General features: G+C 39.9%; 19 protein-coding genes and 2 tRNA genes. 14 read left to right on the top strand and 7 right to left on the bottom strand.

Going from position 1 to position 23,696, the window contains the following annotated elements; genetic code table 11:
* Nucleotides 1-21 precede the first annotated feature (21 nt).
* The 6 genes from KSX81_RS15005 to ribD all read right to left on the bottom strand — a co-directional run bounded on the left by KSX81_RS15005 (nucleotide 22) and on the right by ribD (nucleotide 7,283).
* The gene (locus KSX81_RS15005) at nucleotides 22-537 is read right to left on the bottom strand and encodes an OmpH family outer membrane protein (RefSeq protein WP_004299779.1); all 516 of its coding nucleotides are present in this window, start codon (nucleotides 535-537) and stop codon (nucleotides 22-24) included.
* Nucleotides 538-593: 56 nt separating this feature from the next.
* Nucleotides 594-1,109 carry an OmpH family outer membrane protein gene (locus KSX81_RS15010; RefSeq protein ID WP_004305030.1) on the bottom strand — a complete coding sequence of 172 codons (516 nt, stop codon included), beginning with the start codon at nucleotides 1,107-1,109 and terminating at the stop codon, nucleotides 594-596.
* A 23-nt stretch (nucleotides 1,110-1,132) separates the two neighbouring features.
* On the bottom strand, nucleotides 1,133-3,787 hold the full coding sequence (gene bamA / locus KSX81_RS15015) for an outer membrane protein assembly factor BamA (RefSeq protein WP_004299781.1): 2,655 nt from the start codon (nucleotides 3,785-3,787) through the stop codon (nucleotides 1,133-1,135).
* 30 nt (nucleotides 3,788-3,817) lie between these two features.
* Nucleotides 3,818-4,552 (bottom strand): isoprenyl transferase, encoded by a 735-nt coding sequence (locus KSX81_RS15020; RefSeq protein WP_004299782.1) that lies wholly within the window; start codon nucleotides 4,550-4,552, stop codon nucleotides 3,818-3,820.
* Nucleotides 4,553-4,579: 27 nt separating this feature from the next.
* Complete coding sequence (locus KSX81_RS15025; protein WP_004299783.1) at nucleotides 4,580-6,085, bottom strand: DUF6242 domain-containing protein; 1,506 nt, start codon at nucleotides 6,083-6,085, stop codon at nucleotides 4,580-4,582.
* Between the two features lie 142 nt (nucleotides 6,086-6,227).
* Nucleotides 6,228-7,283: a bifunctional diaminohydroxyphosphoribosylaminopyrimidine deaminase/5-amino-6-(5-phosphoribosylamino)uracil reductase RibD gene (gene ribD, locus KSX81_RS15030; RefSeq protein ID WP_004299784.1), complete on the bottom strand. Its 1,056-nt coding sequence runs from the start codon at nucleotides 7,281-7,283 to the stop codon at nucleotides 6,228-6,230.
* A gap of 36 nt (nucleotides 7,284-7,319) precedes the next feature.
* Here ribD and prmC point away from each other — a divergent pair, with 36 nt between their 5' ends.
* The 14 genes from prmC to KSX81_RS15100 all read left to right on the top strand — a co-directional run bounded on the left by prmC (nucleotide 7,320) and on the right by KSX81_RS15100 (nucleotide 21,154).
* Nucleotides 7,320-8,156 (top strand): peptide chain release factor N(5)-glutamine methyltransferase, encoded by an 837-nt coding sequence (gene prmC, locus KSX81_RS15035; RefSeq protein ID WP_004299785.1) that lies wholly within the window; start codon nucleotides 7,320-7,322, stop codon nucleotides 8,154-8,156.
* Complete coding sequence (locus KSX81_RS15040) at nucleotides 8,153-8,635, top strand: regulatory protein RecX (protein ID WP_004299786.1); 483 nt, start codon at nucleotides 8,153-8,155, stop codon at nucleotides 8,633-8,635. The genes prmC and KSX81_RS15040 overlap by 4 nt, the downstream gene beginning before the upstream one ends.
* Nucleotides 8,636-8,713: 78 nt before the next feature.
* Complete coding sequence (pyrE, locus tag KSX81_RS15045; protein ID WP_004299787.1) at nucleotides 8,714-9,352, top strand: orotate phosphoribosyltransferase; 639 nt, start codon at nucleotides 8,714-8,716, stop codon at nucleotides 9,350-9,352.
* Between the two features lie 95 nt (nucleotides 9,353-9,447).
* Nucleotides 9,448-9,858, top strand: a complete 411-nt coding sequence (locus KSX81_RS15050) for an SRPBCC family protein (RefSeq protein ID WP_004299788.1) — start codon at nucleotides 9,448-9,450, stop codon at nucleotides 9,856-9,858.
* Nucleotides 9,859-9,868: 10 nt separating this feature from the next.
* Nucleotides 9,869-11,209, top strand: a complete 1,341-nt coding sequence (gene argH, locus KSX81_RS15055) for an argininosuccinate lyase (RefSeq protein WP_004305025.1) — start codon at nucleotides 9,869-9,871, stop codon at nucleotides 11,207-11,209.
* 93 nt (nucleotides 11,210-11,302) lie between these two features.
* A tRNA-Gly gene (locus tag KSX81_RS15060) sits at nucleotides 11,303-11,375 on the top strand.
* Between the two features lie 16 nt (nucleotides 11,376-11,391).
* A tRNA-Leu gene (locus KSX81_RS15065) sits at nucleotides 11,392-11,475 on the top strand.
* Between the two features lie 275 nt (nucleotides 11,476-11,750).
* On the top strand, nucleotides 11,751-12,305 hold the full coding sequence (locus tag KSX81_RS15070) for an RNA polymerase sigma-70 factor (protein WP_217725414.1): 555 nt from the start codon (nucleotides 11,751-11,753) through the stop codon (nucleotides 12,303-12,305).
* Between the two features lie 56 nt (nucleotides 12,306-12,361).
* Nucleotides 12,362-13,348 carry a FecR family protein gene (locus KSX81_RS15075; RefSeq protein WP_052587969.1) on the top strand — a complete coding sequence of 329 codons (987 nt, stop codon included), beginning with the start codon at nucleotides 12,362-12,364 and terminating at the stop codon, nucleotides 13,346-13,348.
* A 161-nt stretch (nucleotides 13,349-13,509) separates the two neighbouring features.
* The gene (locus KSX81_RS15080; protein WP_004299792.1) at nucleotides 13,510-16,833 is read left to right on the top strand and encodes a TonB-dependent receptor; all 3,324 of its coding nucleotides are present in this window, start codon (nucleotides 13,510-13,512) and stop codon (nucleotides 16,831-16,833) included.
* Nucleotides 16,834-16,848: 15 nt separating this feature from the next.
* A complete protein-coding gene (locus KSX81_RS15085; RefSeq protein ID WP_004299793.1) occupies nucleotides 16,849-18,489 on the top strand; it encodes a SusD/RagB family nutrient-binding outer membrane lipoprotein in 1,641 nt (546 codons plus the stop codon).
* Nucleotides 18,490-18,522: 33 nt separating this feature from the next.
* Entirely contained in the window at nucleotides 18,523-19,644 is a 1,122-nt protein-coding gene (locus tag KSX81_RS15090) for a glycoside hydrolase family 18 (RefSeq protein ID WP_004322189.1), read from the top strand.
* A gap of 32 nt (nucleotides 19,645-19,676) precedes the next feature.
* Nucleotides 19,677-20,819 carry a DUF1735 and LamG domain-containing protein gene (locus KSX81_RS15095; protein ID WP_004299795.1) on the top strand — a complete coding sequence of 381 codons (1,143 nt, stop codon included), beginning with the start codon at nucleotides 19,677-19,679 and terminating at the stop codon, nucleotides 20,817-20,819.
* A gap of 170 nt (nucleotides 20,820-20,989) precedes the next feature.
* Entirely contained in the window at nucleotides 20,990-21,154 is a 165-nt protein-coding gene (locus KSX81_RS15100; RefSeq protein WP_231940575.1) for a fibronectin type III-like domain-contianing protein, read from the top strand.
* 226 nt (nucleotides 21,155-21,380) lie between these two features.
* Here the strand turns inward: KSX81_RS15100 and KSX81_RS15105 are convergent, their stop codons facing one another.
* The gene (locus tag KSX81_RS15105) at nucleotides 21,381-23,648 is read right to left on the bottom strand and encodes a heparinase II/III family protein (RefSeq protein WP_115483786.1); all 2,268 of its coding nucleotides are present in this window, start codon (nucleotides 23,646-23,648) and stop codon (nucleotides 21,381-21,383) included.
* Between the last annotated feature and the right edge of the window lie 48 nt (nucleotides 23,649-23,696).

The raw sequence follows: 23,696 nt of genomic DNA on the forward strand, positions 1-23,696 counted from the left end.
TTCTTTATTCTTGGTCAGCTCTTATTTGATACCAAGATTTGCTTTTACCTTGCTAGTCAAGTTGATGCTCTGTGATTCGTTTACATAAGGAATCGAAGTTCTTGCCAGGTCGAAGATATAGATCACCCCTTCAGCAGCACCTACTGCTTTGATAGCATTGTCCAACTTCTGGTAGATAGGAGCCATTGCATCATTTTGAGCTTTCTGCATTTGTTGTTGAGCATCCTGTTGGAATTGCTCTTGTCTCTGCATCATATCTTGCAACTCTTTCTGTCTTCTTTCAGCGATGTTAGGAGGAAGAGAATCCTTAGCGATAGCTTGTTGGAATTCCTGATATTTCTTGTTGAATTCTTCCTGCGTTCTCTGTAGTTCGGCAGTAAGTTGTTTTTCTAAAGTCTGAATATCATTTTGAGCTTTGGTGAATTCCGGCATCACAGTGATGATTTCCTGTGCATTAATGTGGCCGAATTTCAGGTTCTGTGCAAATACACCCATTGGGAGTGCAAGCAACATTACAAGTGCAATTTTTTTTAGCATAGTTCTATAATTTATTTGAATGATTTTTAGTTATTTCCAGCTGCAAATGTATGAAATTAATTTGAATATCCTAATTTTCTTAGGATTTCATCACTAATATCTATGCGTGGATTTGCAAATATTATACCTGTAGCAGAGGCTCTGTCAATTACCATATCATATCCATGTTGCTGTGATATAGCTTTCACTGCTTCATAAATATCATCCTGAATCGGAGTAATCAACTTGTCTCTCATCTTGGCTAATTCGCCTTCCGGACCGAAGTAGTTACGCTTCAGCTCGGCTGCTTCTTTTTCCTTCGCTACGATTGCATCTTCTGTCTTTGTTTTTTGTGCGGCAGAAAAAGTGGAAGATTTTGCCTGGTAATCCTGGAACATCTTCTGTGCTTCTTTAGCCAGAGCTTCTACTTCACTCTGGTATTTCTTCGTAGCTTCTTGCATTTGCTCGTTAGCGCTTTGAGCTGCCGGAATATTCTTCATAATATATTCCGTATCGATCAGTGCAAATTTCTGTGCATTTGCTGCCATGCTGACAGCAAATAGCATCATGATTAATAGAACAGACTTTCTCATAACGTTTAGTTTTTGATGATACATTAGAATTCTTGTCCTAAGATAAAGTGGAACTGGCTTCCTCCATATTGTTTAGAACCAAATACTTTGTCGAAACCGTAACCCCAGTCAATACCCATCATACCAATCATCGGAAGGAAGATACGAACACCGACACCGGCAGAACGTTTCAACTCGAATGGATTGAATTTCTTGATATCATGCCATGCGTTACCTGCTTCAAGGAAACCTAACACATAAATGTTAGTACTTGTTTCCAGCATCAACGGATATCTCAATTCGATACCGAGACGTGCATAGGCATAACCTTCAGAACCGTATGGTGTTAATGAGCTGTTTTCGTAACCACGCAAAGCGATACTTTCAGTTGCATAAGTTGAATAACCGGTCATACCGTCACCACCTACGTCGAATGTACCGAACGGAGATTTCTTGTATTGGTTATAGTGACCTAACAGACCGAATTCCGTACGTGTCATTAATACCAGACATTTAGGATGAGCAACCGGATCCATCAGCGGAGTATATGTTTTGCCTTTGAATTTCCATTTGTGGTATTCTATCCATTTATGAAGTTTATTCATGTTGTCCTGGGTAATGCTACCTGTTTCAGGGTTGCTGTAATATCCCTTATAGTCTTTACCGTCCATCAACGAGTAAGGCGGTGTGAACTGAACTGACAGTGAGAAATCTGAACCCGAACGAGGGAAGATTGGGTTGTCAATAGAGTTACGAGCCAAAGTCAATGAAATGCTAAGGTCATTACATTTACCGTTGGTGACCGGGAAGTATTGCCAGTCGCTCAAGTTATAACGTTGGTAAGCTAATTCTGCAGAAAGAGTGAAATAGTCATCCGGCCATTTCAGACGTTTACCCCAACCTACGGAAAGTCCCCACATCTTGATAGACTTATCAGGGTCATAATAGTTTTCGTAGTTGTTATAGTTACCATAGTTGTACATACCATAACCACCGTAGCCACTATACATACTGTTGTAGTAGTTGTTGAAGTAGCTGGAGTTGTAGTAACGGCTACTGATATCTGTCTGTACAGAAAAGAATGCCGATACAGAGAATGAATTCGGACGTTTGCCGCCAAACCATGGATCGAAGAATGAAATACTGTATGATTGGTAGTATTTAGCGTTCGTCTGTCCGCTGATAGTCAATGTCTGACCATCACCTTGAGGAAGTATACCACGGTAGTTTTCACCCGGGTGCAACAAGTTGGCTACAGAGAAGTTGGTAAACTTCAAGCTCAACTTACCGATAATACCCGTCTGTCCCCAACCTGCAGAGAATTCCACCTGGTCGTTAGCTTTGGAAGTCAAAGGCAAACCTATGTCAACAGTTCCGTTCATCGGATCCGGTTGAATATCTGGTTGCAGTTTTTCCGGGTCAAAGTGTCCCATCTGCTGAATTTCACGCAAAGAACGCATCAAGTCTTCTTTGCTGAACAATTGTCCCGGACGAATACGAAGTTCACGGCGAACGACGTTTTCATACAAACGGTCATTACCACTGATCTTGATCTTATTGATAGTAGCCTGACGGCCTTCATAGATTCTCATTTCGAGGTCGATAGAGTCGCCAACGATATTTACTTCTACCGGGTCAAGGTTATAGAACAGGTAACCGTTGTTGTAGTATAAGTTACCGATAGCGTCATCATCTGTAGAAACACGTTCGTTCAATAACTTCTGGTTGTATACGTCACCTTTCTTCATGCGGAGCAGGAAGTTCAACTGTTCTGACGGATAGAGAGTGTTACCTACCCATGTAACGTTACGCAGATAATATTTTTGTCCCTCGTCTATATTCAAATAAACGTTTACAGTCTTTTCGTCATACTGTGAAACGCTGTCTTTTACAATCATTGCATCACGGTATCCCAACTCATTATATTTGTCGATAATCAGTTGCTTGTCTGCCTCGAAGTTCTCTGGCACGAATTTCTTGGTGCGGAACAGGTTACGAAGTTTACCTTTCTCATTGGTTTTCTTCATAACTTTCTTCAGCTTGGAAGTCTTGATCGCATGATTACCAACGATTTGGATTTCGTGTACTTTGATTTTTTCTTTCTTGTCGATATCAATGTCGACGATCACCTGATTTTCGCTGGATGGATCGTCTTTCTGCGAGATGATTACTTCTGCATTTTTGAATCCCTTATCGTCGAAGTAACGTTTGATTAATGTCTTGGCACGGTCTACGGTATTCGGAGTAATCTGCATACCTTTTACCATTCCCAGCTTGCTTTCAAGATCGGTACGTTCCGACTTCTTCACACCATGATAGCGTACATCTGCGATACGTGGGCGTTGTGTCAGACTGATTTTTAACCAGATTTTGTCACCTTCAATTTTCTCGGCTGTGATTTGTACATTTGAGAACAAGCCATGACGCCAATAACGTTTGATTGCTCCAGTAATTTCGTCACCCGGCACAGTAATTGTCTGTCCTACCGATAGTCCGGATAGTCCAATCAATACATAGTCTTCATAATTCTTTACGCCTTCGACTTTAATATCTGCTATCTCATACTTTTTGGGTGTTCCGGAGTATAAGATGACAGGTTTCGAGTCTTCATCAGTGTTAGCATTTTGCGCAATGCCTGTTGTCGCAAAGCAGCACAGGCAGACAAACGTTATGAATATAAAGGAAATACGATAATGCATTTATGTTATAATTTGATGTTTCGAGTTATATTAGCTGATCTGTTCACTGGTTTTGCCGAATCGGCGTTCCCTTTGTTGATATTCCCAAATGGCCTTGTAGAGTTCTTCTTTATCGAAGTCGGGCCAAAAGGTGTCACAAAAATAAAGCTCCGAATAAGCGCATTGCCATAGGAGGTAATTGCTTAGCCGGATTTCTCCTCCCGTGCGGATCAGTAGATCCGGATCGGGCATAAATTTAGTATCCAGATGAGATGAGATACATTCATCCGTTATCTGTTCGGGAGACATTTCTCCTGCTTTTATCAGTGTTGCTATTTGCCGTACAGCTTCGGTTATTTCCCAACGGGATGAGTAACTAAGAGCTAATACCATATACATACCACTATTTTTGGATGTACGTTCTATGCATGATGCCAAACTTTTCTGGACTTCAACAGGTAACTTTTTGAAATCACCGATTACATTGAAGCGAATATTGTTTTTCATCAATGTCTCTTCTTCAATAGATTCTAGCAATAGATTCATCAGAGCCGCAATCTCATCTTGCGGCCGATTCCAGTTCTCGGTTGAAAAGGTGTACAGTGTCAGGTACTTGATTCCCAAACGGGCGGCATCTTCGGTAATATTCTGTACCGTTTCTGCGCCAGCACGGTGACCGTAAGTACGTTCTTCCCCTCGTTGTTTTGCCCATCGTCCGTTCCCATCCATAATGATGGCCACGTGTTGTGGTATCCGAGTTTTGTCTATTTGTTCTATATAGGACATCTTTTTATTTTAAACGTATACGTTTTTTTATTGACCGGCATATTCCGGATTCAGATCAAACCATAGCTGATTAAGACGAGCACGCCAAACTTCTGAATCATGACTGTAAGGCCCCCTGACTTTAGATTCGGTAGCTCGAGTTTCTTCAGCTTTTTCTACTTCTTCAGTGAAAGTAATGTTTTGTTCTTTACCGAATAAAACATAAATAAACTTATTCTCTGTATCTTGCACTATAGAATAGTTCTTTCTTCCTCTGAATTCTGGTTTTTCTATACTCGGAGTAAAACCAGATTCATTCCAGTCCTGATGGGGGAAGGAGAATTTTTTATTTGCTTTTTGCCAGGCTATTCCTTCGTTTTGAGAAACATAGATTGATTCGAACTCGTTTCCAAACACATAAAAAAGTTCGTTATAATAAATAACGGTTGGATTATCAAATGCCGGACAGTAAGCTGTTGTAGATTTTGTTCCCAACTTAGCCCAAACATTACCGTCATATCCCCATGCAATAGTAATAGGAACTTTCTTATTATTAATATCGATCTCTATTGCAGGTTCATGCTTTCCTACGATGATATTACGATAGTAACTACTTCCTTTACTAAAGGTTGTGTAAGAAATATTGTCCACAGGGAATTCCTTGTCCGCTTCTTCGATCTTTTTTTCTGAATCCGCTGCACCTAGCTCTGATTCTAATATTGAATAGATATATTGTTTTCCGTCTTCAGTTTTGATATAGGTTATTTTAGTATCAGTATCTACAGGTATTTTTGAGATAAATGTTTTTACATTGCCGGAGAATTTATCAGAAATTGTCCAAGCAACACCATCTGTTGATTCATATACCTTATTATTAGCGGTCGCTAATATGATTCCATTCAAAGGAAGTATAGAATTAGGTAGTGTACTGGTAAGATCACCCGTAGTATTGGTCCCTGCCGCTGTCCAATTTGAATAGTTGCTGTTTTGGTATACTTTCAAATTTTTTCCTTCTACTACGGAATAGGTAAGGATTTTATTGTTGAATTCAATCGTTTTTTGTTCTCCAATGATCTCATCCTGCATTTTACCAACGTGATTCCATCTCAACGAATCGGGATCATGCTGATGCACATTTACCTTAATAGTATATTCCTTAGTTTGATTAGGAGATATTCCCGCTAAGGCTTCTGTCGACCATACCTTTATAGTAAGTGGCTCCCGAAGATCGATAGAATCATTGATGTTTATGACAGAATCGTTACCGCTTTTGTCTTTCATTGTTACGACGCCTGATGCCGTAGTTAATGTTTTGATTAAAATCTTGTCAATGATGGTATCGGCATGAACAGGAAGAGAGTCCTCGTTATAAATTTCACGTGATAATTGATCAATAGTGAATTTATAACTCCCAAGGCCTGCTGTGTCAAGTGCAAACGCATGGATAGTTGCATCCGGGCTATATTCGATGTTATTATCGTCATCAAGACATGACGTTATAACAAATGACACCATGAAAAAACTCGCAATGAATGATAAAAACTTTATTTTCATTTGAAAGATTGTGTTTATTTACAAGTTGCAAAAATAGAAACATTTTTTCCGATAATGAACATTACAGGTAAGTTTTATATAAAATTATAGATAATAACACTGTTTTTATCGACGTAAAACCCCCTGAATAGAACTATCTTAGCTATATCCGATGAACATAATGCCAAAATTGTCTTTCGAAGTGTTCTTCTATCGAGTAACTAAAATTATCGTTCATTTGGGGTGCTTGAACACCGGAATGTAGTCTGCTGGGGCACTTCTCGATATACGCCTCATCCCATAGCTCGTCATTAATGAACGATTGCAGCAATTGACTGCCTCCTTCTACCAGTAAGGATTGTATTTTCCGTTGATACAGTACTTCCATAATCTGCTCCAGTGGGTTATGATTGAAGTCGATGGAGATATATGTGATGTTGGTTCTTGCTGGCTGTTTCTTTTCAGTAAAGACTAATGTTGGCACATTCCCATCGAATATTTGTAAATCATTCGGAAGAGATAATGTGCGGTCTAATACGACACGTATTGGATTATGTCCATACCAGTTGCGTACCGTTAGCGACGGATTATCCAATAAAGCTGTTCGCCTGCCTACCATAATCGCATCCGCCTCCGCTCTTTTTTTATGTACTAGCATTGAAGTGAGAGGAGAGGAGAGTATCAAAGGCATTCCACTTGTACGTTCTATATCAATAAACCGATCGGCTGACTCTGCCCATTTTAATGTAATATAAGGCCGATGAAGTGTATTGAAAGTAATAAAACGACGAATCAGTGATTGACATTCTTCCTCTAATATGCCGACTGTAACTTCTCGTCCGGCATCCCGTAGTTTTTGAATCCCCCGTCCGGCTACTTCAGAAAAGGGGTCCTGGCATCCGATAACAATGCGTGGAATCTGTTTCTCTATAATCAGATCCGCACAAGGAGGTGTTTTCCCGTAGTGGGAGCAAGGTTCCAGACTGACATAAATCGTAGAATGTTTCAATAAAGACTCATCTTTGACAGAACGGATTGCATTGACTTCCGCATGTGCCTCTCCGCAGCGAATGTGATAACCTTCGCCGATAATACGTCCGTTACATACGATAACAGCCCCTACCGTCGGGTTTGGAGGCACATTGCATAACCCGTTCTTTGCAAGCTCAATGCAACGCCTCATGTATTTTTCTTCTTCCATTTTGGTGCTCTTCGCCATATTATTCTTACTTTTGCACTCCGAAATTGTGAAAATATGAATCGTATCACCGCTTACATTCGCCAGTCTTTGCAGGAAAGCTATCCGCAGGAAGAGATAAAAGCTCTTTCAATGCTGATTTGTTGCGACATGTTAGGCTTAGATGCGCTTGATATTTACATGGGCAAAGATATAATTTTATCCGAATGCAAACAGCGTGAATTAGAAAACATTATATTCCGTTTACAGAAAAATGAACCGATACAGTACATTCGCGGTTTTGCAGAGTTTAGTGGAAGGAATTTTAAGGTTGCTTCCGGCGTGTTAATCCCTCGACCGGAGACCGCAGAACTCGTAGAGCTAATAGTAAAGGAGAATCCGAATGCCCGTCATCTGTTAGATATAGGTACAGGAAGTGGATGCATTGCGATCTCTCTGGATAAAAAACTTCCGGATGTAGACGTAGAGGCATGGGATATTTCGGAAGAAGCGTTGGCTATTGCCCGTAAAAACAATGAAGATTTGGAAGCCGGGGTGAGATTTCTGCAAAGAGATGTATTGTCTGATGACTGGGAAAAGGTGCCGTCTTTTGATGTGATCGTCAGTAATCCGCCTTATGTGACTGAAACGGAAAAGAATGAAATGGACGCTAATGTCCTTGATTGGGAACCAGGGTTGGCATTGTTCGTTCCTGACGAGGATCCTTTACGGTTTTATAATCGTATAGCCTGTCTGGGAAGTGAATTGCTATTGCCGGGCGGAAAACTTTATTTTGAAATCAACCAGGCTTATGGCCGGGAAACAGCACACATACTTGAAATGAACCAATATCGTGATGTTCGTGTTATAAAAGACATATTTGGAAAAGATAGAATAGTTACAGCTAACCGATGAGTGCACAATTAACTGATGAAGAGGCTTTAAATCGCGTAGCCTCTTACTGCTCCACTGCCGAGCATTGCCGGGCAGAAATAAATGAGAAGTTACAACGTTGGGGAATTGCCTATGATACCATTGCGCGTATTCTTGACCGACTGGAATCAGAGAAGTTCATTGATGATGAACGTTTCTGCAGGGCTTTTGTGAATGACAAGTTCCGCTTTGCCAAGTGGGGGAAAATGAAAATAGCCCAGGGGCTTTACATGAAGAAGATCCCTTCTGATGTGGCATGGCGTTATCTGAATGAAATTGATGAAGAAGAATACCTTTCTATTCTGCGTGACCTGCTGGCTTCCAAACGGAAAAGTATTCATGCGGCAGACGATTATGAATTGAATGGAAAGCTGATGCGATTTGCCATGAGTCGTGGATTTGAACTGAAAGATATTAAGCGTTGTATCGACATTCCCGATGAAGAGGAACAAATTGACTGAAAAAATAAACGGATTCTTCTTTTTATTCTCGTTCAATTTCTGTACTTTTGCGGCAAATAATTAATAGTTAGTTTAGTTATGAAAAACTTAGAGAGACTATTTGCGGAGAAACTGTTGAAGATTAAAGCTATTAAACTTCAACCCGCTAACCCTTTTACATGGGCTTCTGGATGGAAATCCCCCTTTTACTGTGACAACCGTAAAACTCTGTCCTATCCTTCTCTTCGTAATTTTGTGAAGATTGAAATTACACGTCTGATATTAGAACGATTCGGACAGGTGGATGCGATTGCTGGTGTGGCTACAGGCGCTATTCCGCAGGGAGCTTTGGTGGCTGATGCATTGAATTTGCCGTTCGTGTATGTTCGTTCTACCCCCAAAGATCATGGATTAGAAAACCTGATTGAAGGTGAACTTCGTCCGGGTATGAAAGTCGTAGTCGTAGAGGACTTGATTTCTACTGGTGGTAGTAGTTTGAAGGCTGTTGAAGCAATTCGTCGCGATGGTTGTGAAGTGATCGGTATGGTTGCAGCGTATACATACGGATTCCCGGTAGCTGAAGAGGCGTTCAAAAATGCGAAGGTGACTTTGGTAACGTTGACCAATTATGAAGCCGTGCTTGATGTTGCTCTTCGTACAGGTTATATCGAAGAAGAAGACATACAGACATTGAACGAATGGCGTAAAGACCCTGCTCATTGGGATGCTGGAAAATAAGATTCATTTTTTGATCAAACATATTTGGTAAAAAGAACTGTTCGGGCAATATTTGGCCGGATTGTTCTTTTTTTGTTTTATACTAATAGAAAATTATGAGTAATTTTGAGAGTAGTGTCAAGGTAATACCTTACAGCCAGGAGCGCGTATATAATAAACTTTCAGATTTAAGTAATCTGGAAGCAGTCAAAGACCGTTTGCCAAAAGATAAGGTGCAGGATTTGAGTTTTGATTCGGACACGTTGAGTTTTAGTGTCTCTCCTATCGGAAAGTTGACTTTGCAAATTGTAGAGCGTGATCCTTGTAAATGTATAAAGTTGGCAACAACTAACTCTCCTCTTCCTTTTAATATGTGGATTCAATTGGTTGAAACTGCAGAAGAAGAGTGCAAAGTGAAGGTAACTATCGGAATGGATCTTAATCCATTTATGAAAGCAATGGTACAGAAACCTCTCCAGGAAGGTTTGGAGAAGATGGTTGATATGCTGGCAGTTATTGGATATTAAACTTTTTTTTATGGCACAGAAACTTTGGGAGAAGTCCGTACAGGTAAATAAGGATATCGAACGTTTCACGGTAGGTCGTGATCGTGAGATGGATCTTTATTTGGCCAAGCATGATGTGCTTGGTTCTATGGCTCATATTACGATGCTTGAAAGCATTGGGTTGTTGACAAAAGAAGAACTGGACCAGTTGCTGGTGGAATTGAAGAGTATTTATGCCTCGGCCGAAAAAGGCGAATTTGTGATAGAAGACGGGGTGGAAGATGTACATTCACAGGTAGAATTGATGTTGACCCGTCGTTTGGGAGATATCGGAAAGAAAATACATAGTGGTCGTTCCAGAAATGATCAGGTTCTGTTGGACTTGAAACTTTTTACCCGTACGCAAATAAAAGAGGTTGCCGAAGCGGTAGAACAACTATTTCATGTCTTGATCCGTCAGAGCGAACGGTATAAAAACGTTTTGATGCCGGGATATACACACCTGCAGATTGCAATGCCTTCTTCTTTTGGCTTGTGGTTTGGTGCCTACGCCGAGAGTCTTATGGACGATATGCTGTTTTTGCAGGCAGCATTTAAAATGTGCAATCGTAATCCATTAGGTTCAGCAGCCGGATATGGTTCGTCTTTTCCTTTGAACCGTACCATGACGACTGACTTATTAGGTTTTGATTCAATGAATTACAATGTTGTATATGCTCAAATGGGGCGTGGAAAGATGGAACGCAATGTTGCTTTTGCATTGGCTACGATTGCCGGGACGATTTCCAAATTAGCTTTTGACGCCTGTATGTTTAACAGTCAAAACTTCGGTTTCGTTAAGTTGCCTGATGACTGTACCACGGGGTCCAGCATTATGCCTCATAAGAAGAATCCCGATGTCTTTGAACTGACACGTGCTAAATGTAATAAACTGCAATCGCTTCCCCAACAGATCATGATGATTGCGAATAATTTGCCTTCTGGCTATTTCCGTGATTTGCAGATTATCAAAGAAGTTTTCCTTCCTGCTTTTCAGGAACTGAAAGACTGTTTGCAGATGACAACCTATATCATGAATGAAATAAAGGTAAATGAACATATTCTTGATGATGACAAATACCTCCTTATTTTTAGCGTGGAAGAGGTAAATCGTTTGGCACGTGAAGGTATGCCTTTCCGTGATGCATATAAGAAGGTTGGTTTGGATATTGAAGCAGGTAAATTCTCGCATACTAAAGAAGTACACCATACTCATGAAGGTAGTATCGGCAACCTCTGTAATGCAGAAATCTCCGCATTGATGCAGCAAGTGATTGATGGATTCAACTTTTGTGGAATGGAGAAAGCGGAGAAAGCACTGCTTGGAAGATAAAATAGACTTTCGGAGGATAGTTTTTTAAACTTTCCTCCGAAAAGATTTGGCAGAAACAAGTAAACTACTTATCTTTGCACCCGTTGAAAAAACGCGGAAATAGCTCAGTTGGTAGAGCATAACCTTGCCAAGGTTAGGGTCGCGAGTTCGAGTCTCGTTTTCCGCTCTTTCTTTGAAAGGATGCTCGAATGGTGGAATGGTAGACACGAAGGACTTAAAATCCTTTGGCCATTGCGGCTGTGCGGGTTCAAGTCCCGCTTCGAGTACGAGTATTCTTTATAGGCTTTATGAATCATTGATTCATGAAGCCTTTTTTATTTTTATGGGTGTGTAATATACATTTGTTTTGTTTGAGGGAGCTTTGTAGTAATGGCTACTTGAAAAAAAATCAAAAAACAGTAATAATATTTTTTTATTGTGTTATTAATCTTTTATTTTGCTTTCAGATTATAAGTTTATAATGAATTATTATATTACCGCTTCTTTAACCTTATACATGGTACATTTAATTTAACCGTTAACGCTGAAAAATACTAGAGAGATGGAAAATAACGACAAGCAGATTGAATTAAAGTTTCAGAGGTTTTTTACTGTGAATTTTCCGAAAGTAAAGAACTTAGCTCAAATGCTGCTTAAATCTGAAAGTGATGCAGAAGATGTGGCTCAAGATGTTTTCTGTAAGCTTTGGATGCAGCCGGAGTTATGGCTGGATAATGATAAAGAACTAGATAATTACATTTTCATAATGACTAGAAATATAGTTCTGAACATCTTTAAACATCAACAGGTAGAGCAAGAATATCAGACGGAGGTTATAGAAAAAACTTTTCTTTATGAATTGACAGAAAAGGAAGAGATATTGAATAGTGTGTATTATAAGGAGATGCTCTTAATTATTCAGTTGACACTGGAGAAGATGCCGAAGCGTCGTCGGTTGATATTCGAACTAAGTCGTTTCAGGGGATTAAGTCATAAAGAAATAGCTGATAAACTCGATGTTTCTATCCGAACAATAGAGCATCAGGTTTATTTGGCATTGATCGAATTAAAGAAGGTACTCCTCTTTTTTATTTTTTTCTCTGATATTTTTAAGTAGTATGTATGTAGTAGTTGTATTTAGTGTATAAAGCCCAAAAAGAAAGAAAAAGATTCATGAAAGATTATATTCAACAACTCATAGAATTGTTCGGCCATAATAACTATTCAGCCGATACGCATAAGAAAGTGCAACAGTGGTTGGCTGATGAGGAGCATGTTGATGAAAAGAGTGAGGCTCTTCGTGAGCTTTGGAAACAAGCAGGAGAACAGAAAGTGCCTGATGGCATGCAACAATCAATACAACGAATGCGGCAGAATCTGGGAATGCAGTCTATCACTTCACGTAGAAATTACCAGTTGCTTATATGGAGAGCTGCAGCTATTTTATTGTTAGCAGTCTCATCTGTTTCTATTTATTTGATGTTGGAAAAGGAACGGCCGGAAAAAGATTTAGTTGAATGCTATATACCGACAGCGGAAATTCGTGAACTTACATTACCGGATGGTACATATGTCATGTTGAATTCGAAGAGTATACTACTATATCCGGAAAAATTTACAGGAGAGACTAGAAGTGTATATTTGATTGGTGAGGCCAACTTTAAAGTGAAACCGGATAAGAAGCATCCTTTCATTGTAAAGGCCAATGATTATCAAGTTACTGCTTTAGGTACTGAATTTAATGTAAATGCTTATCCGGAAAATAGCGAACTGATGGCTACTTTGCTGGAAGGTAGTGTGAAAGTTGAATTCAATAACTTGCTGTCCAATATTATTTTAAAGCCTAATGAACAGTTGGTGTATGACAAACATACGAAAGCGCACAATCTGCGGATGCCTGAGATAGATGATGTGACGGCATGGCAACGTGGGGAACTGGTTTTTAGTAATATGCATCTGGAGGATATTTTTACAAGTCTTGAACGCAAATTTCCTTATGCTTTTGTATATAGCCTTCATAGCTTGAAAAAGAATACATATAGTTTCCGCTTCTCCAAACAGGCGAATTTGGAAGAAGTTATGAAGATTATATCGCAAGTTGTTGGAAATGTAAACTATGTTATCAAGGGAAATAAGTGTTATGTAACTAGTAAAGAATAAATATATTGTAGAACCTTTTAAATTTAATACGTAATGCAAAAAAATACCCGGAAGGAATGGCCGTTCCTCCCGGATATGAAATCAATCTCTTTTAATATTAGCGTAATATTGACGCTATTCTGAATGATCCTAGAATAATAACCAATTAACTAATACTAAAGATGCTACAAATCTACGAAAAAATAGCAGAAAAAATAGCTCATAAGCGGGTCTTTCTCACTTTTTTAAGTCTTATTCTTATACAGACTTTCGCTTTGGCTCAAAATGATAGTAAAATAACTATCCAACAAAAGAATATTACTGTCATTGATGCCTTAAAGACTGTGGAAAAACAGTCTAAAATGTCTATAAATTATAGTGATTCCGAATTGACAGGAAAAGTAATAGCCCAGTTAAATTTGCAGAACGCATCCCTCGAAACCGCACTTGATACCATCTTAAAAGGGACGGGCTTTTCATTCCAAATACAAGGTAACTACATTATAATAGCTGAAAAGAAGCCTGTAGTTGCACAAATCCTTAAAAATATCAAAGGAAAGGTTACTGATGAGAGCGGTGAACCGTTGATTGGAGTAAATATATCTGTGGATGGTAGTTCTACAGGTACGATTACCGATTTCGATGGTAACTTTACGATCAAGGCAGCAGAGAAATCTATTCTCAAAGTATCTTATATCGGATATGCTGCACAGATAATTCCTGTTTCCAAGAAAGATTTCTATCCGGTTGTAATGAAGCAGGATACAGAAGTGCTCGATGAAGTTGTTGTAACGGCATTGGGTATCAAACGTGCAGAAAAGGCGTTGTCTTACAATGTACAACAAGTCAAGGGAGATGCACTGACTACGGTAAAAGATGCTAACTTCGTAAACTCGCTGAACGGTAAGATAGCCGGAGTGAGTATTAACAAAAGTGCTAGTGGAGTTGGTGGTGCGACACGTGTTGTAATGCGTGGTGCAAAATCTATCGAAGGTGATAACAATGCTTTGTATGTGGTGGACGGTATTCCTTTGTTCAATACCAATATGGGAAATACCGACAGTGGTATTATGGGTGAAGGTAAGGCCGGAACAGAAGGAATCGCCGACTTCAATCCCGAAGATATTGAAAGTCTTTCTGTTTTGAGTGGTCCTTCGGCTGCTGCGTTGTATGGTAGTAGTGCCGCTAACGGTGTAATTTTGATTACCACTAAAAAAGGAAAAGAAGGAAAACTTTCAGTGCAGTTCTCTTCTTCTTCAGAGTTCAGCAAAGCTTATATGACTCCTGAGTTTCAAAATACGTATGGTAACAAAAAAGATATGTATGAAAGCTGGGGTGAGAAACTGTTGACTCCTACAAGTTATGATCCTAAGAAGGATTTCTTTAATACCGGAACAAACTTTATTAATTCGGTTACGTTGACCACCGGTACGAAATCGAATCAGACTTTTGCTTCTGTTTCTTCTACCAATTCCAAAGGTATTGTGCCTAATAATGAATATGAACGTTTGAATTTCACAATCCGTAATACGGCAACTTTCCTTAATGATAAATTACAACTCGATTTAGGTGCGTCGTATGTGAAACAGAAAGACAAGAATATGGTATCGCAAGGACAATATTGGAATCCGGTGATGGCCGCCTATTTGTTCCCTCGTGGTGAAGACTTTGATGGAATTAAGTCATTCGAACATTTCGATGAAAGTCGCCAACTTCCGGTTCAGTATTGGCCGGTGGCAGATCCGGTATATGCTTCACAGAACCCTTACTGGACTGCTTATCGCAATGTAGCTACGAATGAAAAGAGTCGTTATATGTTTAACGTAGGGTTGACTTATAATATTACCGATTGGTTGAATGCGACAGCCCGTTTCAGAATGGATGACACACATGTATTGTTTGAACGCAAGATTTACGCTTCATCCGACGATAAATTTGCGGAAGGAAAGAAAGGACTGTATGGATACAATAACTATGAAGACCGTCAGGAATATGCCGACTTTATGTTGAACGTAAATAAACATATAGCTGATTTCAGTATTTCTGCCAATGCGGGTTGGAACTATTCTAACTATTGGGCATTGGAGAGAGGATACAAAGGGACATTATTGGGAGTGCCCAATAAATTTGCGGCTTCTAATATCGATCCGGCTAATGGTCGTATCTCAGAAAAGGGTGGTGATAGTCGTGTACGTAATCATGCTGTTTTTGCCAATTTGGAACTTGGTTGGAAGAGTATGCTTTATTTGACACTGACCGGACGTAATGACTGGAATTCACGTTTGGTGAATACCGATGAAGAATCTTTCTTCTATCCCTCAATCGGTCTATCCGGGATTATTTCCGAGATGGTCAAATTGCCCGAATTTATCTCTTACCTGAAAGTTCGCGGTTCGTATACGGAAGTCGGTGCGCCTGTATCCCGTTCGGGACTGACTCCGGGTACGGTAACTACCCCTATTGTGGGTGGTGCATTAGATCCTACCGGTATCTATCCGTTTACTGATTTCAAGGCAGAGCGTACAAAGTCATACGAATTTGGATTAAGTCTGAAGTTGTGGAATAAATTAAGTGCGGAGGTAACCTACTATCATTCTAATACATACAATCAGACTTTCTTGGGTGATCTTCCGGAATTTACCGGATACAAGCAGATTTATTTGCAGGCCGGTAATGTGGAAAATCGTGGTTGGGAGGCTTCATTAAGCTATTCCGATCAGTTTAAGTTCGGATTAGGAATCTCTTCAACATTGACATTCTCTCGTAATATAAACGAGATTAAGGAGATGGTTGAAAACTATCATACGGATTTGATGGATGAACCGATTAATATTCCGGAGGTTTTGAAGGATGGTGGTCGTGTCATCTTGAAAGAAGGCGGAAGTATCCACGATATTTATGCCAACACCTTCTTGAAGAAAGACCACTTGGGATATGTTGAGGTAAAGAGCGACGGAACCTTTGGAATGGAAAAGGGGGAACCCGTTTATTTGGGAAAAACTTCTCCTGATTTCAATATGGGATGGAGTAATATGTTGACATACAAAGGCTTTGGGCTCGGATTCCAGATCAACGGACGTTTTGGAGGCGTGGTGACCTCTTCTACAGAGGCATTGCTTGATCGTTTCGGTGTATCCAAACGTTCGGCTGAGGCTCGTGAAGCGGGAGGCGTATTGTTGAAGGGACAAGGTCTGGTAGATGCGAAGTCTTATTATCAGATGACAGGTACGGGAAATTATGAAACTTCCGGTTACTATGTATACAGTGCCACTAATATTCGTTTGCAAGAACTTACCTTTAGCTATACTATGCCTAATAAGTGGTTTGGTAACGTGTTGAAAGATGTTACGGTTTCGTTTATAGCCAACAATCCTTGGATGTTGTATTGCGAAGCTCCGTTCGATCCGGAACTGACTCCTTCCACTAGTACTTACGGACAAGGTAATGATTATTTTATGCAACCGAGTGTTCGTAGCTTTGGCTTCGGTATTAAATTTAAATTATAATACACCTTCTTTATTATGAGAAAAATGAATCATTTTAAACTATTAGCGGTGATATGCGCAATGGCGCTATTTGCCTCATGCAATTTTGAAGAAATCAATACCAACCAATTTGAAATGAGCGACGGAGAAGGTGCGATGGATGGTTTTGAAGTCGGAGGGCTGATTACAGCTATGCAACGGACAGTGATTCCCGTAGGCACACAGGCTGATGATACAGATGTTATCAATGAATATCAAATAGCTTATCATCTATCGGCCGATAATTGGAGTGGATTTTTTGGCGAGAACAACAGTAACGGTTGGAACGCAGGTAGTAACAATACTACTTATTATTTGTTGGACAATTGGATAAAAGCGACCTATACGCAGTCTTATACCAATGCTCTTGATCCTTGGAAGAAATTGAAAATAGCGTCCGAGAAAAATGGTACGCCCGAAGTCTTTGCTTTGGCTCAAATTCTGAAGATTTCCGCTTGGCACAAGACACTTGAAAGTTTCGGCCCGATGCCTTATTCTCATGCGGCGGACGCTACAATGAACATTCCGTTCGATTCGGAGAAAGAGGTGTATACGGCGATGTTTGAAGAATTGACTGCAGCCATTGAAGAATTAACAGAAAAGGCGGAAAATGGGGTGAATGTAATGGGCGCTTATGATGCGGTATATGCCGGAGATGCTACCAAATGGGTGAAATATGGCAATTCGCTGATGCTTCGTTTGGCTATGCGTGTCCGCTTCGCTGATGCGGAACTGGCGAAAAAGTATGCTACTCAAGCAGTAAATCATTCTATCGGCGTGATGACGGCTAAGGATGATGCGGCTCAAATGAGTCAAGGGGCAGGTATGACTTTTCGCAACAACATTGAATGGCTGGCAGGCAACTATAATGAAGCTCGTATGGGTTCTTCCATCTTTTCTTATCTGATGGGATATGAAGACCCGCGTTTAAGCGTTTATTTTTTGCCGATGGATGGTAATGCCTCTTATGGTGTTGAGGCTTTCGATGGAAAAACATATCAAGCGGTGCCGGCAGGGCATGCCAATGCGCAGAATGATATCTATAAATCTTGCTCAAAGCCCAATATTCAAAGTGGAACTCCTACATATTGGCTGCGTGCATCGGAAGTTTATTTTTTGCGTGCGGAAGCAGCTTTAGTGTGGGAAGGTTTCGGCAGTGCGGATTCATGGTATAAACAGGGCATTGATATGTCTTTTCAGGAGAATGGTGTGACTGATCCTGTAGACGATTATATGAATTCCAATTTGTCACCTCGGGCATATGTTCTTTCCCATTATCAGTATGGGCAAACACTTTCTGCTCCGTGTGAGACTACTGTCAAGTTTGAAGGGACAACTGAGCAGAAGTTGGAAAAAATTATGATTCAGAAGTGGATTGCTTTGTTTCCTAACGGACAGGAAGCGTGGACGGAATGGAGAAGAACCGGTTATCCGAAGTTGAATGTCATTAAGACTTTGAAAGGAGCAGTGCAAGGCGCAACTCTTGAGGGCGGTATTCGCCGTATGATTTATCCCACCAGTTTTTCTCAGACTAACGAGGGAAAGGCTATTTATGAAGCAGCCTTGAAGTTGTTCAATAACGGTGCAGGTGGCGAAGATAAGTCTTCTACCCGTTTGTGGTGGGATTGTAAGAGATAACCTACATGTATCATTTTAATACAGATGAAGAATATGAAATCATTAAGAAAATTGTTATATATTATTCCATTGACAGGCATGATGGTAACTTCTTGCATGGATGTGGAGAATATTGAGATAGACCATATAGGCGGGTATGCCACAATGAACAATGCGGAGAGTGAGGCATATTATGCCAATCTGCGCGCCTATAAGGCGACTGCTTGGAATTACAATCGTCCCGTAGCTTTCGGATGGTATTCCAATTGGGCGCCTGCTGGAGCTTATCGAAGAGGATATCTCTCTGCTATGCCCGATAGTATGGATTTTGTTTCTATGTGGAGTGGCGCTCCAGGACGTTATGAAATCACTCCGGAGCAGAAGGCAGATAAAGAGTTTGTGCAAAAGGTGAAAGGAACGAAACTGTTGCAGGTAAGTCTGCTTTCTTATCTTGGTAAGGGCGCGACACCAAATTCGGTATACCTCGAAGTGGAAAAACAAGCGGAGGAAGAAGGCTGGTCGGCGGCTCAATTGGAAACAGCGAAGAAACAAGCCCGTTGGAAATATTGGGGATTTGAAGGTCAGTTTGAAAGTGAAAACCATTATGCATGTCTGGCGAAGTTTGCCAAAGCTCTGTGCGATTCTTTGTATGCAAACGAATGGGACGGTTATGATGTAGACTGGGAAATCGGTAGTGGTGTGTTTGATATGGATGGCACATTGAGTCAGAATAAGCATTTGATTCATTTGGTTAAAGAGATGAACAATTACATTGGTCCGAAAAGCGATCCGGAAGGTAAAGGACATAAAATGATCTGTATTGATGGAAATATTTATGGGCTTACCCGTGAATTGGATGAGTATGTCGATTATTGGATTATACAAAGTTATGGTAGTTCCAATCCCGGTTTTGATGGTTATGGCGTTGATCCTAAAAAAATAATCTGCACAGAGAACTTTGAAAAGTATGCCACTAATGGAGGTCAATTGCTGAAGCAGGCTGCTGCTATGCCGCAAGAAGGTTATAAAGGTGGAGTAGGAGCTTATCGCTTCGATAATGATTATGACAATACGCCAAATTATAAATGGATGCGTCAGGCTATTCAAATCAATCAGCGGGTTTTCAATGAATGGAAAGCGAAACAAAACGAAGCGGAAAATAAACCGCAGAAATAAGTGGACTTATAAAATTCTAAAACAGTAAAAAGATGATGAATAAACATATATTCTATTATTTGATGGTAGGTAGTATGGCGTTATTGTTGGGCGCTTGCAACGACAGCATGAATGACCTGCTGGAGCCTAAGGTTTATTTCGAAAGCAAGGAATATAATTTCTCGGTGGAAGATGAAATGGATGTAATGACATTTGATCTGGTTTCAAGACTCTCGTCAGCAACTTCCTCTCAGGTAGACGTATCATATAGTGTAGCCGAACCAAGTGTAGTAGACGAATACAATGCAAAGTATGGCACAAATTATGAGATGCTTGATGTTTCGCAGGTAAAGCTAAGCAGTACGACATCTTCTATTTCGAGTGGAAAATTGTATGCGGATAATATAGAAGTCGAACTTTCCGGGTTAGAAGCCTTGAAAGCCGGGAACTCATATGTTTTGCCTATGCGGGTGCATTCGTCTTCGGTGTCGACTCTTTCCGGAACAAACATTGCATATTTCTTTTTCTCCAAACCGTTGAAAATTACCAAAGCTGGTAATTTCAGTAACCACTATATTTCTGTGAAGTTCCCTGTCGGTACTTTCTTCTCGTCATTCACTTACGAAGCATTGATTAATGTGGATTATTTCCTCGATAATAATACGATTATGGGAACCGAAGGTGTGATGATTCTCCGTATCGGTGATGCAGGAGGAGGAATTACTCCTAAAGATTATTTGGAAGTGGCCGGAGGACAGAACTACCGTGTAACGAAACCGTTGTTAACAAATCGTTGGTATCATGTAGCGTTGACTTATGATCAACCGACAGGAAAAACAGGTATTTATGTAAATGGTGAGAAATGGGCTGGTTCAGATTGGGGTATTGACGGTTTTGATCCGAATTCGGACATGGGTTTTTATATTGGTAGAATCTATGGTTTTAAATGGGGTGAACGTCCATTCCATGGTAAAATGAGTGAAGTCCGTGTTTGGAGTGTAGCCCGTACGGAAAATCAACTTAAGCAGAATATGCTGGGTGTTGACCCTGCTTCAGAAGGCTTGGCACTTTATTATAAACTAGACGGATCAGAGACTCAGGAAGGTGGAGTTATCAAAGATGCCACAGGGCGTATAAACGGTACTACAAATGGAATTACTATTAAGACGTTGGATGCTCCGATAGCTATCAATTAATGGAACACACAAATTTGTGAGAGTTTTTGCTCTTTGCATTTTTGAATATGAGTGAAAGCCTGCTTACTGAAAAGATAATATTCTTTTGGTAAGCAGGTTTCTTTTATTTATGTTTGTTTTATGAAGAAGTTACTATTTATCCTGTTTATATCTTTTCCATCTAAATGTTTTTGAAGCGTGGTGAAGAACGGGAAGTGAAGTTTATTTTGTCCGAAGAGGATTTCTCGCTTGTCGATCGGAATTTAAAGAGGATTGTGGAGCCGGGAACTTTTCAGATAATGATTGGTGCTGCTTCCGATGACATAAGATTACAGACGAAAGTAGCTATAAAATAGGAGATGCCATCTTTGACTGTTTGATATGTTTTCTAAATACATTCAGTGTGTCGGAAATTCCGACACACTGAATGTATTTGTAGCTTGCACCTATTTTTATTGTCAAACAGTTAGTATAACATTCAAATAAATGAATATCAATGCTCTCTTGATAATAACCTCTGATAATAGGCTGATAATGAAATATAGTCTCGATGCTATCATTTCATTCCACTTGGTTCGCGCTTTATAATTCGATTTTTAGATTTGAATGATCATAGACTATGGGAATACTTTCCCCATTAACAGACACAGATACCGGGCATTGTAAACTTCTGATATAGGCTTTGACTTTGGTGGAGCCATCAATCCATAGCTGCATGCGTCTATTTTCTTCTTTCTGAATAATAAATAGTTTTGCCAGCGAGGAGAAATAAGAGGTAGTTCCTCTTTTTAATGAACTGCCATAACCAATAAAATACTCTTTAGCATCTGCCGGAGCGCTCTTTTCCGGATATGTAACTATAAACATATAAGCATCTGTAGACCAGCCATCGGCTTCAATCCATGAATTGCTATGCATTAATCGTCCGTCTGCTAACTGATTAATATAAATATCTGTAATCTTACCCTTATTGCGGATGCGTAAACCAATCCAGTTTTTACCTTCACGTTTCTCAATCTCAGGAAGCTCTTTTTCATCGGGAGTCTCTTTTAAAATAATAGCAGTCACACCTTTCACTCTATTGACTTCGTCAGGCAAGTGAAAAGAATAATAACTATCTTTACTTTTCAAATCTTCAGTCGGTACTTCTATTACTTCCCAATACAAATCGTCCGGATAATCATGCACAAAATTAGATCGTGCCAACGTGCGAGGATATAATGGACGGACTATTACTGAAGAATTTCCATTTGTAATGTTTAGATCTGTCCCTTTTTTCTCAGTTATTCCTCCCGGATGCCACAACCATTCAAAATGACCGGTTTCATAGGTTTTTAAATCATCAATGATATAGATGACGTTGTCTATCCACAAAAAGTGACGGAAGTTGCGGCTAAACTGGTCCGAATAAGGACCTGTACCATTTGCCAACACATATTTTATATTTCCGGCATCCAACAGATAATGCAGATATCCTCTTAAGGTAGAACCATAATATTGCTGTTCTCGTCTTTGCCCTTTGCCATTGAATAATACGACATTATGTGCCTCGCTTTGAAAGAAGTAGTTGCGGTATTCGGGATTCGCATACCAACATCGTCCTCCATCTTTGATAATATCCTCTCCTTTATGAAAGACTATGAATGAATTGGCATCGGCATGAGAATGATTCCAGGTATATCCGGACTTGACGGCTAACATTGTGGCATCTTTCTCCCAAGAGTTGCGCATGGTTGCCCAACCGAAGTCTTTGAATAATTGTGATTTCTTTAGTTTAGGAACCTTGGGTGCTTTACTCAAATTGGGAGTATAGAGAAATCCTATCGGGCGGTCGATAAAATATCCATCACGGTGTTGCCCTTGCTCTATCTGATTCATATACCAAAGCATATCATCATTTTGAATCCCCATTGCATATAATAACATCAGACTACTTTCGGCAGCCGTGTTTTTATGACTGTCCCCGAAGTTTATATTATAAAGCATACCTGTACGTGGATAACAGATATGTACAAAAAAATCTGATAACTTCTCCAGTTGGGGTATCTCTATTGCTTTATCTTCCTTGTGAGTATTCATCCAAGCTAAGCGGAATAATAAAGCCTCTTGAATCCCGTAGTTTGCATAGTTCAGACATTCATACATTCCACCGGCCTCATCAAAGGTCTTTGGCTTTTGATGAAGCACATCTCCTGCAAACTCAAACCATTCGGGAAGGACTTCGTTGATAATCTTTACAGCATCTCTTGCTTCTTCCAATTCATTCTGTAAGCTTAGTGCAAGTAGACCACCCATACACGTACAAGAAGTCCACCAGTTGTGCCCCATTGAGTTTAGTGAATGAATACGTGTTGGCTCCAAGATCCAGTCACCTAATAGCGGGTCCATTGCCAGACGTTTTAATCCGTGAGCTATTTTTCTTCTTTCAGATTGAGAAAGTTCTTGATAGATGGCGTCATAAGCTATTGCTGCATAAAAAGCTTTATGTGCAATCTCAAGGTCGGCGTTCCAGGCTGGGGTACGAGCCATCATTTCTTGATTGCCCCAAGTTTCGTCCTCAGTGACATCCTGCAAAATCTCTTTTATTTTATCAGCATACTTCTTTTCATCCGTCATTAGAAATGAGAGTGCTAAATAGTCTATCTTATTCAATTGAGTTTTCTGCAATAGGTTATCGGCAGTTTTCCTGATTGAATTCCAAGCTTCAGACATTCGTGTATCCTGTCTGACACTTATTTTTGCCTGCTCAATTCGTTGAGGGGTATAAAGTAAGGCTGGATGCTTTATTTTTTCTGCATGGATAAAAAGTAAATATAAAGCTGCTGAAAGACATAAAAGAATTCGTTTCATATTACATTTTGCATAAATTGGTTCCTTATTTAAATGAAATACGAATGA

Origin of the sequence: Bacteroides sp. MSK.18.37 (assembly GCF_019129155.2) — a bacterium.
In the GTDB taxonomy this organism is placed as follows: Bacteria; Bacteroidota; Bacteroidia; order Bacteroidales; family Bacteroidaceae; genus Bacteroides; species Bacteroides ovatus.